Source organism: Desulfuromonas carbonis (assembly GCF_054658035.1).
Genome location: NZ_BAAHXR010000005.1, coordinates 72,200 through 85,933, shown reverse-complemented (window position 1 = coordinate 85,933; position 13,734 = coordinate 72,200). Strand labels below are relative to the sequence as shown.

Annotated in this window: 14 protein-coding genes; 9 read left to right on the top strand and 5 right to left on the bottom strand. The window is 62.1% G+C overall.

All coding sequences use genetic code 11. The features are described from left to right. The first annotated feature begins 152 nt into the window (after positions 1-152). The 9 genes from ACYQ8E_RS17920 (at position 153) to ACYQ8E_RS17880 (ending at position 4,964) form a co-directional block, all read left to right on the top strand. The gene (locus ACYQ8E_RS17920) at positions 153-401 is read left to right on the top strand and encodes a hypothetical protein (RefSeq protein ID WP_459861683.1); all 249 of its coding nucleotides are present in this window, start codon (positions 153-155) and stop codon (positions 399-401) included. 32 nt (positions 402-433) lie between these two features. Beyond that, a complete protein-coding gene (locus ACYQ8E_RS17915) occupies positions 434-865 on the top strand; it encodes a DNA-binding transcriptional response regulator (protein ID WP_459861682.1) in 432 nt (143 codons plus the stop codon). A 19-nt stretch (positions 866-884) separates the two neighbouring features. Next, positions 885-1,121 carry a hypothetical protein gene (locus ACYQ8E_RS17910; RefSeq protein WP_459861680.1) on the top strand — a complete coding sequence of 79 codons (237 nt, stop codon included), beginning with the start codon at positions 885-887 and terminating at the stop codon, positions 1,119-1,121. Between the two features lie 59 nt (positions 1,122-1,180). Next, a complete protein-coding gene (locus tag ACYQ8E_RS17905) occupies positions 1,181-1,432 on the top strand; it encodes a hypothetical protein (RefSeq protein WP_459861678.1) in 252 nt (83 codons plus the stop codon). A 26-nt stretch (positions 1,433-1,458) separates the two neighbouring features. Then, a complete protein-coding gene (locus ACYQ8E_RS17900) occupies positions 1,459-2,472 on the top strand; it encodes a multiheme c-type cytochrome (RefSeq protein ID WP_459861677.1) in 1,014 nt (337 codons plus the stop codon). Positions 2,473-2,485: 13 nt separating this feature from the next. After that, on the top strand, positions 2,486-3,154 hold the full coding sequence (locus tag ACYQ8E_RS17895) for a cytochrome b/b6 domain-containing protein (protein ID WP_459861675.1): 669 nt from the start codon (positions 2,486-2,488) through the stop codon (positions 3,152-3,154). 67 nt (positions 3,155-3,221) lie between these two features. After that, complete coding sequence (locus tag ACYQ8E_RS17890; RefSeq protein ID WP_459861673.1) at positions 3,222-4,052, top strand: HAMP domain-containing protein; 831 nt, start codon at positions 3,222-3,224, stop codon at positions 4,050-4,052. A 44-nt stretch (positions 4,053-4,096) separates the two neighbouring features. Then, positions 4,097-4,630 carry a menaquinol oxidoreductase gene (locus tag ACYQ8E_RS17885; RefSeq protein ID WP_459861671.1) on the top strand — a complete coding sequence of 178 codons (534 nt, stop codon included), beginning with the start codon at positions 4,097-4,099 and terminating at the stop codon, positions 4,628-4,630. 106 nt (positions 4,631-4,736) lie between these two features. Then, positions 4,737-4,964 (top strand): hypothetical protein, encoded by a 228-nt coding sequence (locus ACYQ8E_RS17880; RefSeq protein WP_459861669.1) that lies wholly within the window; start codon positions 4,737-4,739, stop codon positions 4,962-4,964. Positions 4,965-5,038: 74 nt separating this feature from the next. Here the strand turns inward: ACYQ8E_RS17880 and ACYQ8E_RS17875 are convergent, their stop codons facing one another. The 5 genes from ACYQ8E_RS17875 to ACYQ8E_RS17855 all read right to left on the bottom strand — a co-directional run bounded on the left by ACYQ8E_RS17875 (position 5,039) and on the right by ACYQ8E_RS17855 (position 13,701). Further along, positions 5,039-6,343: a M23 family metallopeptidase gene (locus tag ACYQ8E_RS17875; protein ID WP_459861667.1), complete on the bottom strand. Its 1,305-nt coding sequence runs from the start codon at positions 6,341-6,343 to the stop codon at positions 5,039-5,041. Positions 6,344-6,509: 166 nt separating this feature from the next. After that, a complete protein-coding gene (gene ptsP / locus ACYQ8E_RS17870) occupies positions 6,510-8,849 on the bottom strand; it encodes a phosphoenolpyruvate--protein phosphotransferase (RefSeq protein WP_459861665.1) in 2,340 nt (779 codons plus the stop codon). Positions 8,850-9,281: 432 nt separating this feature from the next. Continuing rightward, positions 9,282-11,567, bottom strand: coding sequence for a sigma 54-interacting transcriptional regulator (locus ACYQ8E_RS17865; protein WP_459861663.1), 2,286 nt, complete (start codon positions 11,565-11,567; stop codon positions 9,282-9,284). Between the two features lie 176 nt (positions 11,568-11,743). Further along, the gene (locus ACYQ8E_RS17860) at positions 11,744-12,736 is read right to left on the bottom strand and encodes an ABC transporter ATP-binding protein (protein ID WP_459861661.1); all 993 of its coding nucleotides are present in this window, start codon (positions 12,734-12,736) and stop codon (positions 11,744-11,746) included. A gap of 5 nt (positions 12,737-12,741) precedes the next feature. After that, complete coding sequence (locus ACYQ8E_RS17855) at positions 12,742-13,701, bottom strand: ABC transporter ATP-binding protein (RefSeq protein ID WP_459861659.1); 960 nt, start codon at positions 13,699-13,701, stop codon at positions 12,742-12,744. Positions 13,702-13,734: the final 33 nt, after the last annotated feature.

The following is a 13,734-nucleotide window of genomic DNA, read 5'->3' as shown; positions in this document are numbered from 1 at the left end:
CGCGACAGTGGTCGGTGGTTCTCCGGGCAACTTTTTAAAAAACTAATAAAAACGAATAGTTAAAAACAAAATAAGAGAATCCTAAATTGTGGCATGACTTCTGCTCTAGATAAGGGCAAGAGCTAACCACTGCAGATGCAGAGGAGGACCTTATGAAAACGCGATTGAGCTTACTATCCATCCTGATGATTGGAACCGCCAGCCAGGCCTTTGCCGCCGGTGCCGAGGATGCCGGCATGGGGCCGATGATGATCGCCTTTCTGGCTTTTCTGGCCCTTTACCTGGTGTGCCAGCTGGTGCCGGGAGTGGTGTTGTTCTGGTCGCTGATCAAAGGGGTCTTTGCCCCTGCCGGTAATGGCCGCAATGTTGTCGTGGCCGAAAAAACCACGCCGCTGCGTTGACCGGAAGTTTTGCCTCGGTACGGAGAGCCATCATGCCAGGACTGATGATTGCCGATAGCCAAAACGAATCCCGCCAACTGTTGCTCAAGATCTTTTTGCACAGTGGATTCGAAGTCGTTGTCGCTACCTCGGCGGCCAGCGCTCTCAGCAACGTGTTTAACCGGAGTGTCAAGGTCGTTCTCCTCGGGAGCTACATCGAAGGGTTAAGCAGCGCGGCGCTGGTGCCGCTTTTGCGGGAATGCAACCCCGAGGTCGTCATTATTCTGGTTTCCGAGCCCTTGCCCCTCGCACAATTACGTGAAGTTCGGCGCGCCGGGATCTTTTACCACGCCCTGCCGCCACGTTCCGCAGCAGACAAAGAGGAATTGCTTCAGGCGGTCTTTTGCGCCCTGAGCGAACGCAACCGATCATTGCTGCTGCCCAAACCTCGTCCGGGTTGGTGCCGGGCGGATCAGGCTCTTTAACCCCAGCAAGGAGGACATCATGAAAGCGAAAGCTATCTACACTGCAGCGCTCACCTGGCTCCTGGCGTCGGCAACTCCGGTTCTCGCGGCTGAAGCTGTCCGCGAAGATCACAGCGGCATTCTGGTCTGGGCTTTCCTCGGTTTCTGTGCCGTGATCGTCATTGCCCAGTTGCTGCCCGCGGTCCTGCTGCTGACCGGTATGGTCAAAGGTGTTTTTGCTCCGCGTGAACCTGCTGCTGAAAAAACCAGCAAGTAAACTTCCAACCATCCGGACGCGGGAATCGCCTGCGTCCGGCCAGCACCGGGGAGGTCGTCATGACAAAGTGGGTCGTATTGGGAGGCGCCGTGCTGGTGAGCATTGCACTGGCCACCCTGACAACCTTGTATCCAACGGCAATGCAAGGGTTCAGTGGTCTGGTGATCTGGATCTTTCTCGGCTACTGTTCTCTGATCGTCATTGCGCAGGTCTTTGCCGCGGTTCGTGAGGTTGCGGCGCTGGTTCGACGCCTGGCAGCTGCGCGCTCCCCGTCGGCACTGGCACGCGTTCGTGAGGGAGGGAAGCAATGAGAAGGTGCGGAACCCTGGAGAGGTTCATGCTGCTGCTGATTCTGGTAGTGGCCCTGGCAGCGGCCCCGTCGTCGGCGCTGGAAACCGAAGAATGTCTTGGTTGTCATGGTGATGCCGACAGCGTCGGCGAAGAGCTGACCATCGCCGAGGCGGCCTTTGCAGCGACGCCGCATGCGGAGATGGGCTGTGCGGCATGCCATGGAACTCTGGATGACCGGCATCCTGATGAAGGCGTTATCCCACAACGGGCCGCCTGTGACGAATGTCATTCGGCCGTGGCCGCCGAATATGCCACCTCGGTTCATGCCGGGAATGCCGGGTGCAGCGATTGCCACAACCCCCATGCGGTACGGGCCCAGGACGAAGTCTCCGGTGATGAGATGAACCGTCCCTGCGCCTTCTGTCATGATGCTGCCCTTATGGCGCAAAAGCATCAGGTCTGGTTGCCGCAGACACAGCTCCATTTGAGCGCTCTCCCCTGCATCAGTTGTCATTCCGGGTCGGAGCGGCTGGCCCTTAATCTCTACCTGATTCACGCGACCAACCGCGATGCCGCCAACCCGGTGGAACCGGCGAGCTTTGCCGAGCTGACTGAACTGAGCGGCGGTGCGACCCCGGCCTCCCTGATCAATGGCGACGGTAACCAGGTCATTTCCCTGAGTGAATTGCGGGACTTTAACCGGGATGCCGGCAAGTTTGGTTTGCGCCTCCATGGCATGATGGTTCCTGCCAGCCCGAGCCACAGCTATGACATTCTCTATAACCGCTGGGATTGCACCTTCTGCCATGGTGCCGGTCCCGGTACCCAGCAGACCAGTTTTCTGCATGTACCCAATGCCGACGGCAGTTATCGCCGTATCCCGGTGGAAAACGGTGCGGTTCTCGCGGTTCTCTACACCACCCCTGATTTTTACATGGTGGGCGCTACCCGCAACACCGGCCTCAATGTCGCCGGGGCCATGCTGCTTGCCGGTGGTCTGGTCATGCCGATTGGTCATGGACTGCTTCGTTTTCTGACGCGCAAAAACCGTCACGGCTAAAGGAGAATTTGCAATGAGTGAACGCATCTACCTTACCCCGACCCCGGTCCGTATCTGGCACTGGCTGAATGCCCTGGGCTTTGTCACCCTGATTATCAGTGGCATCCAGATCCGGTTCCCGGACTACGTCAACCTCCTGGGGAGCTACAAGGCGGCGATCCGGTTGCACGACACCGCGGGGATCGTCGTCTCCATCTCCTTCCTGCTCTGGCTCGGTTATTATCTGCTGGTAACGCGCAAGATAGGCCAGCTCTATGTTCCGACCAAAGAGGATCTGTCCGTCGGCCTGATGCGCCAGGCGAAGTACTACTTTCTCACCTATTTTCTCGGCTGGGAAAATCCCCACCACGTCAGCCCGCAGAACAAGTTCAACCCGATGCAGAAGTCGGCCTACCTGGTGATCATGATGGTGCTCGTCCCCCTGGTGATCATCAGCGGTTTCCTGCTGATGTATCCCGCCGCGCTGGCGCCGCTGGTCCTGTTGCTCGGTGGTATCAAGATCATCGCTGCCGCTCATTTTCTGCTGGCCTGCGGATTGGGTGCCTTTCTCTTTACCCATGTCTATCTGGCGACCCTCGGGCACTCGCCTCTCGCCCATTTCAAGCCGATGTGGACCGGGTGGGAAGAACTCGAAGAGGAGCCGGTGGCTGCCGATTCGGACTTGGCAGTTCCGCGGAAGTAGATTAGTCTATTCTAAATGCCGAAGGAGTGCGGACGAGCTGGTTTGCCGCTAACGGGAGGTTTTGCGCATGTTCAACGGGATCGCTGCCAAGGCCATCATTCCGGTCACCCTGACGGTGACCGGGTTCGTTATCGTGGGGTGTCTGCTCCTTCACTCCTTCATCAAGCAGGACCTGATTGCCAATACCACGCGGCAGGAAGTCAGCCTGGCCGACACCATCGTCAAGTCGACCCGTTACGCCATGCTCAAGACCGATCGGGAAATGCTGCAACAGTCCCTGCGCGATATCGGCGGCCAGACCGGCGTAGAACATGTGCGGATATTCAACAAAAAAGGGATCGTCATGTTCTCCTCCGATCCGACCGAAATTGACCGGGCGGTAGACAAAAAGTCCGCCGGGTGCAGCGGTTGTCACTCGGGTGCCACGCCGGCGACCCGGCTTGGGCCGATGGAACAGGCGCGGCGGTTTACCAATGGCGAGGGGAAGGAAGTTCTTGCGATCACTGCACCCATTTACAACGAGGCGAGCTGTGCCATTCTTGAGTGTCATCCATCCCTGGACGAGGTCAAGATTCTCGGTACTCTTGATATCGGACTTTCCACCGCGCCGCTGCAATCCGCCCTGGCCCAGTTGCGGACCCGGCTTGCCGTATTTTGCCTGATGGTACTCTTTTTGACGGTCGGCGGGGTATCCGCCCTGTTGCTGCGAAATGTCCTGTTACCGATCCGCGATCTGGTCGGATTCGCCGAAGACCTGGCCATGGGACGTCCGGAACCGAAGTCTCCGGACGGTTCTGAAGAGATCGATGCACTGGTCTCCAGCCTGCGGCAGTTGGCTGCCAAAGGGCAGGGCGCCGCGCAGGAGCCGGCCGGGAATCATGACTTGCCGCGCTCCTGAGATGTAAAAGGGAGCTGACACCCCTGGTGTTTTCCGGGAGGATTATGCCCTGGCTGCAGACCAGCGCCGAGACGGTTGAACCGAAAGTCAGCCGCACGCCACAGGAGGCGCGCGCGCGGATTCAGGCCCTCGCTTCCCGCAGTCGACTGGGGCAGTGGGGGCTGGTCGCATTTCTTTTGCTTAGCCTTGCCGTCTTCCGTATTGCCCCCTGGTTTGCCGAGTTGCCGCAAAAATGGCGAAATCTGCTCGGTCCTTCCCCGCCGGTGAAGTTGATAAGCTTTGCCCTCGCTGTTTATGCTTTTGCGGCACTGATCTACATCCTGGCCAGGATGATGGCAGGGGGGATGAACTTTCGGGGGTGGAGCCACCTCGGTTATTGCGCGGGATTTTATCTTTTCTACGGGTATGCCGGTGCCCTCGAAGAAAACTTCTGGGCGGTGTTTGCCGCCGGGCTGACCATCTTCGCCCTTGAATATTACCGGATCTGGTCCCATTGCAACGAAGCGCTGCGCCGCGAACGGAAGAGTCTGAAAGCCCTGGAACGGCAGCAAGGAGCAGTGCCCGAAGATGGCGCCTGATCGTCCGTGTCGATCGGGTCCTGGAAGGAGCGGCGTGTCAGCAGGGAACATCGAAATTGGTTTGCGGCGGGTAAGGCGGCGGCGTTGGTTTCTGTGGAGCCTGGTATTGGCATACCTGCCGGTGATCTGGACGACCCTTGAGGTGACCGGTTCCGATCGCAAGACCGGACTGGTCTTTGTGGTCTGGGCCCTGCTACTCTTCTGGGCGGCCCTGGCGGCAGCCCTGGTGCGCTGCCCCCGGTGTGGTAACGGCTATCACCTTAACGGCGTGGTCCCGCTCTACCTCCGGCATTGTGTCCATTGCGGACTCCCTCTGTCCGGGGAACCGAACTGAAGCCGTAGCTATCGATGCTGCAACAAAAAGCCGGGCCTGGTTGGCCCGGCTTTTTGTTGCAGAGGTTCTCCGGTTCAGTTGCCAGCGGTTAGCAGCTTGGCCGTAATGTTGTTTTTCAGCCAGCTGTCATCGAACCATTCGATCGGGTTGACCTGGGTGCCGGCGACCAGCAGGTCGAAGTGGAGGTGGTCCCCTCCGGCCAGTCCGGACGCTCCGGTATTACCGATAACCTGGCCGCGCTGGACGGTTTCGCCGGTCTTGACCGCGATTCGGCTCAGGTGGCCGTAGAGGGTTTGCAGCCCGAGACCGTGGTCGATAACGATACAATTCCCGTAAATCCCGAGTTCATCGGCGTAGATCACCGTACCGTTATTGGCGGCGAGGATCGGTGCCTGGGCCGTGGAGGCGAGATCCAGGCCGAGGTGGGTCTGATGATCGATGACCTGGCCCTGATAATAATAGGTGCGGGGCTGGGCAAACGAGCCGGGCGAGGCAGCGCGCGGTTGGCGCAGGAAACTTCCCTGCCAGAGGGGAGCGCTGGCGGTGTTGCCAGCGAGCTGGTGCAAAGTCCGGGCGTTTTGCTGGCGCAGCTCGCGGTTGACCTTGAGGAAGAGCTCCAGTGGATTGGTCACTTCCGGAAAGAGACGGCCGAAGGTGGGGACGATCTTGTTGTCAAGAAAAGTATCGGAAATGGTGATGCGGTCGTTGGGGAATTTCCGTGGATTGGTGTGATAGTAAATTCCCGTTGTCTGCTCGTTGCCGGCCTCGTCGTTGGCGACGATCTTGGGGACGAAGGCCGCCGGTGCCAGATTCCAGGGGAAGGCAAAGAGGCAGAGGTAATCGCCGTTCGGTTGCCGGAACCCGGGGAAGAAGAGGTTGTCGACCTGAATGCCGGTCCTGGCGGCAGGTTCCGAGAGGCGATAGACCGCAAGACCCGCACCACCCTGATTGAAGTTGTGGTGATTACTGAGGACCGTTACCCGCGGGGGGGTATTGTCGAGGGTCAGGGTGAGGGTCCGTTCGGTGACATTCCCCTTTCCGAGAGGAAAACGGCCATTATCCACGGCCTGCAGGTGGAGTTGCAGCGGGCCTTCCTTGAGGCCGGGAGTCGCCAGGGTCAGGGTCTGGTCCGCCCTTGACGTGCCGGCGGGGTAGGTCTGGCTCAGCAGGGGAATAACCTGCTCTCCCTGGGTGGCCGTAACGTGCAGGGAGGCCAAACCAAGGCCGTCATCGGCAAGCTCGATCTGGAGACTCCGGTGAGCTGAAACCGCCCCCGCCTGCGGCGTCACGGCCAGGGTTGGTGGCGTGAGGTCGCGCAACCAGAAGAAGAGCAGCCAGCCGCAGCCAGCAATAAAAGTAAACAAAATCAGGCGTTTCATGGTTTTCAAGGATTTCCTCCGGAGGGTTGGGGGGAGGCCGGGGATGGGTGCGCCCCGCCGTTGGAACAGGCGCGGGGAAGGTAACACAAATTACGGCGAGCGGCAACCGGGATAGGCGCAGAATCGGGCTGTGCAGTTCCCCGGATGGTCTTTCGCTGGCGGGGGACTACTGCCTGGTGGTTTTCAGTTCCCGGCTCAGGCAGGCTCGTATCTGGGAGCCTTCGCTCATGGCCAGCGCTGACCTGACCGCCTTGCGGGCCGCCTTTGCCGAAATGTCGCCAAGCAGCGCCTTGGTGCGGGGAATGAAGGGGGCCGGCATCGAGAACTCACGGATGCCGAGACCGATCAGCAGCAGGAAACAGAGGGGATCGGAGGCCATTTCGCCGCAGAGGCAGAGGCCGATACCCTGTTCACGCGCCACCCCGGTCACGTCGCGCAACACCTGCAGGATCGCCGGGTGGAGTGGGTCGTAATATTTGCTGACCAGCGGATTGTTGCGGTCAGCAGCGAGCATGTACTGGATCAGGTCGTTGGTGCCGAGGGCAAAGAAATCGACCTCGCGGGCCAGTTGCGGGGCGAGGTGGACCGCGGCCGGGACTTCGATCATCACCCCGAGGGGGAGCGTGCTTGCATATTTCACCCCCTCGCGGCGCAGGTTTTCCCGCGCTTCATCCAGGACGGCCTTGCAGGCCCGTACTTCATCGATACCGGAAATCATCGGGAAGAGGAGTTTTACCTCCCCATGGACGCCGGCCATCAGGATCGCTTCGAGCTGGGTGCGGAAGATGTCGCGATTATCGAGGGAGACCCGCACCGAGCGCCAGCCCATGAAGGGATTGTCCTCCTTCGGCGGGTTGAAGTAGGGGAGCGCCTTGTCGCCGCCGATATCGAGGGTGCGGATGGTCACCGGGTGACCGGGGAAGCCCTCGATGACCTTGCGGTAGAGCTGGTACTGGTCATCGCGGTCGGGGAAGTCGCCGCGTGCCATGTAGGGGAATTCGGTGCGGTAAAGACCGACCCCCTCGGCCCCGTTGCGGCGGGCCACCTCGACATCCGAAACCAGGCCGATGTTGGCGCGCAGCAGCACCCGTTCGCCGTCGCTGGTGCGGGCGGGGAGGTCACGGTATTCCTCGAGGCGATGGAGCTCCCGGCTGCAGTCCTCCTCCAGGCGCTGGTACTCCTCGGCGACCTTGGGGGGCGGGTTGACGTAGAGGCAGCCGGAGTTGGCATCGAGAATCAGCGGATAATCGGGGCGGACCGCTTTGACGACGCCGCGCACCCCGACCAGGGCCGGAATGCCAAGCGCCTTGGCCATGATCACCGCGTGGGAGTTCTTCTCCCCGGCTTCGGTGACGATGCCGCGCAACTGCTCATGATCGAGGGCGGCCATGTCCGAGGGGAGGATTTCGCTGGCGACGAGAATCCCGGGACTGCGCAGCTGCAGGACCTGATGCTCTTCGCCGATCAGGTTGCCGAGGAGGCGCCTGCCGATGTCTTCCATGTCCGCCGCGCGCTCCCGGAGATACTGATCTTCCATGCGGGAAAAGGCCTCGATATAGCCGCTGACGACCTTCTTCAGGGCGTAGGGGGCGCTGTGGCCTCCCGCGATCTCACCGCGCAGCTTTTCGAGAAAGCTGCGGTCCTCGAGGATCATCAGGTGGGTGTGGAAGATCGCGGCATCCGTTTCGGATAGGCGCTCGGCAACGCGTTTTTCCAGGAAGAGGGTCTGGATGCGGGTCTTTTCGAGGGCGGTTTCGAGGCAGGCCAGCTCGTCCTGGGTGTCGACCGCCTCTTCGTCGAGGATGTCGGTAAAGCCGAGCTTCTGGTCGAGGGCATGGGCCGGCCCGGAAACGACGCCGGGATAGGCGACTATGCCGCGCAACGCCCGTTCGCCCCCGCTTTCGACCTGAGGTTCACGGTGCAGCAGGGACTGGCGGGTTTTTTCCAGTTCGCGGGCGAAACGACTCGACTCTTCCTCCTTCTGGCGGATCGAGTCGAGCAGGCGGGCGTTGATGACGATGGAGCTGACCTGAAAGGCGATGGTCGAGAGGGCGCTGATCTCTTCGGGGCTGAACTGGCGGGCTTCCTTGGTCTGCAGCACGACCACCCCGAGGGGGTGGTTGCGATCGAAGAGGGGGATGCCGAGAAAGGAGTGGAAGCGTTCTTCCCCGGTCTCCTTGAAGTAGCGGTAGCGCGGATGGGACTGGGGTTCGAGAATCGCAACGGCGTGGCGTTCCTGGGCGGCCATGCCGGTGAGGCCCTCGCCGATCTTCATGGTGACCTTATCGACGGCGCGCCGCGAGAGGCCCTTGCTCGCCCGCAGTCGCAGGGTCTGCTGGTCGTCGTCGAGCAGGTAGATCGAGCAGACCTCGGTCCCCATGCGGCGGGCGACCAGGGTGACAATGTTGCGCAGGGTCTCGTCGAGATCGTGGGACTGGAGGATCAGTGCGCTGATGTCCTCGAGGGTGGTGATGCCGATCTTTTCGCGCGGTTTCGAGGTTGGCATGGTTTTATTCCCTCCCCAGGGAGAAAAGCATGAAATGTTAAGTCTCGTTAAATTCTAGCGGAACCCTTCCCCCTTGGCGAATAAAAAAACGCCGCTCGGGGGAGAGAGATCCCGGGCGGCGCAAAGGGGACTGGGTTCCGGTTGGTATGAAACGTAGTAAATCCCCGTGAAAGTTGATTTTTAAGGTTAGCAAAGGGCGTGCCAAGATGGAACCGAGGGCGGCAGGCCCCCGAAATGTGGGGATTCTGCCGCTCCGTAGGCAGGGTGCGGGAGGGGAATTCGACTTGCGGCTGTGTCGGGGATGGCACAGTATTTCTAGGCGGATTAAAAAATTTGGAAATTTATCAATAAAAACATCCGCTTGCCGCCATGTGTCAAATTTGGCATGGGGTGGTGACAAAACTGGGCAGGACTTGGCTCAATGGCGGGCCGCTAACGGTTTTTCGCGCTGAAGTCCCGGCCGTGGATGTTGTAGCGGCTCAGCAGACGGTAAAAAGTGCGGCGCGGGATACCGGCCCGCCGCGCGGCCTCGGAGACATTTCCGGCGCTCTCCTGCAGGTAGCGCTTGATCAGGCCCTTCTCCACCTGGCTGAGGTGCTTTTCCCGTTGGCCGCGGAAGCTGCCGGGTTGCTTGCCGGGGCCGGCAGCCTCACCAAGACTGAGTTCGGCAAAGACGACCGGCAGGTTTTCGAGGCGGATCACCTGGTCCTGGGTCAGGACCGCGGCCCGTTCGATGATGTTCTGCAACTCGCGGATATTGCCGGGCCAGGGATAGCACTGCATCGCCTGGATCGCCCGTTCCTCGATGCCGAGCAGGGTCTTGTTGACCCGTTTGCTGGCCCGGGCGAGAAAGTGTTCGACGAGGCCGGGGAGGGAGTCGAGGCGGCTGCGCAGCGGCGGCATGGTGATGGTGAAGACATTGAGGCGGTAGAAGAGGTCTTCCCGGAACCAGCCTTCGGCGACGCCGTTTTCGAGGTTCTTGTTGGTGGCGGCGATCAGGCGCACGTCGACCTTGACCGCGGTATTGCCGCCGACCGGACGGATCTCGCCGGAATCGAGGACGCGCAGCAGTTCGGCCTGCAGTTTCGGGGTGATGTCGCCGATCTCGTCGAGGAAGATGGTGCCCCCATTCGCCGCTTCGAAGAGCCCCTTCTTGTCACCGATCGCGCCGGTGAAGGCCCCTTTCTTGTGGCCGAAGAGCTCACTTTCGAGGAGGCTGTCGGTGAGAGTGGTGCAGTTGAGGGTGACCAGCGGCTTGTCGCTGCGGTGGCTCTGCTGATGGATGGCGCGGGCGGTCAGCTCTTTGCCGGTGCCGCTCTCGCCGCGGATCAGGACGGTGGTCTGGGTCGGGCCGACCTGGCGGATCAGCTTGAGGACCTCCGAGGTGCCGGTATCCTGGCCGATGATCGCCGCGTCGCCGAATTCCTGGTCGAGGGCGCGCCGGGCCAGTTCGTATTTCTGGGCGAGGTTGAAGCGGTCCTCTTCGAGGCGCTTGAGGGAGAAGGGGAGGCACATGTCCTCTTCCGCCAGCCCCTGGTAGACGGCAACGGCATGCTCGCGACAGGTCTGGTAGCCGCAGCAGCCGCAGTTGAGCTCGTCCTGCTCGACGAACTTGTTGGTCGACTGCAGGATCTTGCGCACGCTGTCTCCGCTCGGCAGGTCGAGTCGCTGGTGCTTGTTCTTGAATTGGCGCCGCAGGTCGGGGTTTGGCCGGTTGACGAGATAATGGGGAGCGGTAACGTAGGGGACCTTGCCGTGCTGGAAATAGTCGATGACGAGGCTGCGCTTGGAGAAGGTGGTGAGGCGGTTGTTTTTGCCGGGACCGCTGATGCAGCCGCCGGCACAGAACCGGAGGTCGACCACCTTGGGCTGGATGCGGCCGGCGGCGAGATCCTTGATGATCTCGAGAGCGTTCGCTTCCCCCTCGGTGGTGACGAAGTCGGCATCGAGGAATTCGCTGCTGATCGCGAAGGCCTCAAAGGGACCGCCGGAAATCGGGAAGAGGCGCCCGCGCCCGGCCGGGATACCGTCAAAATGCCCCTCGGGCAGCCGGGGGAGATCGATCCTGCGCTGGCGCAGCATCGAATTGAGTTCCTGGTAGGTGAGTACGACGTCGACGGCGCCGGCCACTTCCTCGGCCTCGATTTCGAATTTGCCGGCGATGCAGGAGCTGATGTAGATCACCCGCGTTTTCGGCCCCCGGCGCGCCTTGATCAAGCGACCGATCGCAACCATCGGCGAGACACTGTCCATGAGGTTCTTGAGCAGTTGCGGGTAATGGCGCTCGATCAGGTCGACGATGGTCGGGCAGTGGGTGGAGATCAGCGGACGGCCGAGGGACTGTTCCTTGAGGCGGCCGTATTCGGAGCGCACCAGTTCGACGCCGCTGGAGCCTTCGTGGACCTCGTCGAAGCCGAGACGCTTGATCCCGCTCGCCAGCTGGCCGGGAAGAACATCATTGAAAAAGGCGGGGTAGGAGCAGCCGAGAACGGCGACCACCGGATCCTTGCCGGCGAGAAGCCGCTCGGTCTCCTCGATGCAGGCGGCGATCACCTTCGCCTTCTGGGAGCAGACGCGGATGCATTTGCCGCAGCCGATGCAGCGCTGGTGGATGACTTCGGCGTAGTGCTGTTTGACCTTGATCGCCTTGACCGGGCAGTTGCGAACGCAGGAATAGCACTTGCGGCAGTTCTCCCGCACCGTCGTGATCGGACCCATGCAAAACCTCCTGCTGCGCGCGGCGGCCGATTGTGCCGCGGCGGTCTCGACAAGCTGCTGGCAATGACAGTTCAGGGGGAGAAAGATACCCCTGGCAATGGCGCCGATTGTGCCATTGCTGGCACGGGGGTGTCAACGGCAAAGGCACGGCAAAGGCGTTGCCTGGCAGGGGAGGGTCAGCGCGCCTGGCGAAACTTGCCGACCTCGGCGCTGAAGAAGCAGGCGGCAAACTGGCCGCTCCCCTGGTCGACCAGCGGCGGGGTCTGCTCGGCGCAAAGCGGACGGGCGTAGGGGCAGCGGGGGTGGAAGGTGCAGCCCGTGGGCGGTTCGATCGGGGAGGGGATCTCTCCCTGCAGCGGCCGGTGGGCGCGGCGCGCTGCCGGGTCGGGGATCGGTACGGCGTTGAGGAGGGCCTCGCTGTAGGGGTGACGGGGTTGGCGGTAGAGGGCATCCGCCGGCGCGAGTTCGACGATGCGGCCGAGGTACATCACCGCCACCCGGTCGCTGAGATGCTCGATCACCGAGAGATCGTGAGCGATGAAGAGGTAGGTGAGGCCGAACTGCTGCTGGATGTCCTGCAGCAGGTTGACGACCTGGGCCTGGATCGACAGGTCGAGGGCCGAGACCGGCTCGTCGGCGACGATCAGCTGCGGCCGTACCGCCAGGGCGCGGGCGATACCGATGCGCTGGCGCTGGCCGCCGGAGAACTCGTGGGGGTAGCGATCGAGGTGCTCGGCGCCGAGACCGACGGTACCCAGCAGGCGCACTACCTCACTCTGCAGCTCCCGGCCGCGGGCGAGGCTGTGAATGACGAGCGGCTCGGCGACAATCTGCCCGACCCGCATGCGCGGGTTGAGGGAGGAATAGGGGTCCTGGAAGATCATCTGCAACTGGCGCCGGTGGGGGCGCAGGCGTCGCTCGGAAAGCTGCAGCAGGTTTTCGCCGGCAAAGTGAACCTCGCCGCCGTCAGCGTCAAGCAGGCGCAGCAGCAGCTTGCCGGTGGTCGACTTGCCGCACCCCGACTCGCCGACCAGGCCGAGGGTTTCACCGGGGTAGAGATCGAAGGAGATGTCATCAACCGCCAGCAGCCGCTGCGACCGGGACCCGGGGGTCTTGCCGCTGACGGTGAAGCTCTTGCGCAGGTTGCGTACCGAAAGGAGGGGTTCCATTTTCGCTAGCTCTCCTGCCAGCAGCGCACCAGGTGGCCGGGCCGGATTTCGGTCATCGGCGGCAGCTGGTTGCCGCAGGGGGCGAAGGGGACGGCGCATCGTTCCAGGAAGGTACAGCCGGCGGGCAGTTCGCCGGCGACCGGGACCTGGCCGTCGATCGGGGTCAGGCGCTGCCGTTTTTCCCCGAGGCGCGGAATGCAGGCGAGCAGGCCGCGAGTATAGGGGTGCTGGGGGTCGGCAAAGAGGTCGCGCACCGGAGCGTATTCGACGATCAGTCCGGCATACATGATGGCGACCGTGTCGGCCGATTCGGCGACGACGCCGAGATCGTGGGTGATCAGCAGCGTCGCCATCTGCCGCTCGCGGCGCAGCCGGTCGAGGAGTTCGAGGATCTGTGCCTGGATCGTAACATCGAGGGCGGTGGTCGGCTCGTCGGCGATCAGCAGCCGCGGGTCGCAGGCGAGGGCCATGGCGATCATCACCCGCTGGCGCATGCCGCCCGAGAGCTGGTGCGGGTATTCACGAAGGCGGCGCCCGGCCTCGGGGATGCCGACCTGGTGCAGCAGGTCGGCGGCGGCCTCCAGGGCGGCGCGGGGCGCGAGCCCCTTGTGCAGGGTCAGAACCTCGGCAATCTGGTCGCCGATGCGGAAGACCGGGTTGAGCGCGGTCATCGGCTCCTGGAAGATCATCGCCACCTGGTTGCCGCGGATGCGGCGCATCTCCGCCTCGGGGAACCGTTGCAGATCCTCCCCGGCAAAGAGGACTTCCCCGCCCACCACCCGTCCCGGCTCCGGCACCAGCCGCAGCAGCGAGAGGGCGGTGATCGACTTGCCGCACCCCGATTCCCCGACCAGGGCCAAAGTCTGCCCGGCATCGATGGAGAAATCGATGCCACCGACCGCCTTGACCAGGCCGCCGGGAGTGAAGAAGTAGGTTTTGAGGTTGCGGACTTCGAGCAGCGCCAAGGATGGGGTCCGTTCAGGGGTGGTATGAAGCCG

Coding starts and splice junctions, on each gene's coding strand:
- ACYQ8E_RS17920 (WP_459861683.1), top strand. CDS start 153: ATGAAAACGCGATTGAGCTTACTATCCATCCTGATGATTGGAACCGCC.
- ACYQ8E_RS17915 (WP_459861682.1), top strand. CDS start 434: ATGCCAGGACTGATGATTGCCGATAGCCAAAACGAATCCCGCCAACTG.
- ACYQ8E_RS17910 (WP_459861680.1), top strand. CDS start 885: ATGAAAGCGAAAGCTATCTACACTGCAGCGCTCACCTGGCTCCTGGCG.
- ACYQ8E_RS17905 (WP_459861678.1), top strand. CDS start 1,181: ATGACAAAGTGGGTCGTATTGGGAGGCGCCGTGCTGGTGAGCATTGCA.
- ACYQ8E_RS17900 (WP_459861677.1), top strand. CDS start 1,459: ATGCTGCTGCTGATTCTGGTAGTGGCCCTGGCAGCGGCCCCGTCGTCG.
- ACYQ8E_RS17895 (WP_459861675.1), top strand. CDS start 2,486: ATGAGTGAACGCATCTACCTTACCCCGACCCCGGTCCGTATCTGGCAC.
- ACYQ8E_RS17890 (WP_459861673.1), top strand. CDS start 3,222: ATGTTCAACGGGATCGCTGCCAAGGCCATCATTCCGGTCACCCTGACG.
- ACYQ8E_RS17885 (WP_459861671.1), top strand. CDS start 4,097: ATGCCCTGGCTGCAGACCAGCGCCGAGACGGTTGAACCGAAAGTCAGC.
- ACYQ8E_RS17875 (WP_459861667.1), bottom strand. CDS start 6,343: ATGAAACGCCTGATTTTGTTTACTTTTATTGCTGGCTGCGGCTGGCTG.
- ptsP (WP_459861665.1), bottom strand. CDS start 8,849: ATGCCAACCTCGAAACCGCGCGAAAAGATCGGCATCACCACCCTCGAG.
- ACYQ8E_RS17865 (WP_459861663.1), bottom strand. CDS start 11,567: ATGGGTCCGATCACGACGGTGCGGGAGAACTGCCGCAAGTGCTATTCC.
- ACYQ8E_RS17860 (WP_459861661.1), bottom strand. CDS start 12,736: ATGGAACCCCTCCTTTCGGTACGCAACCTGCGCAAGAGCTTCACCGTC.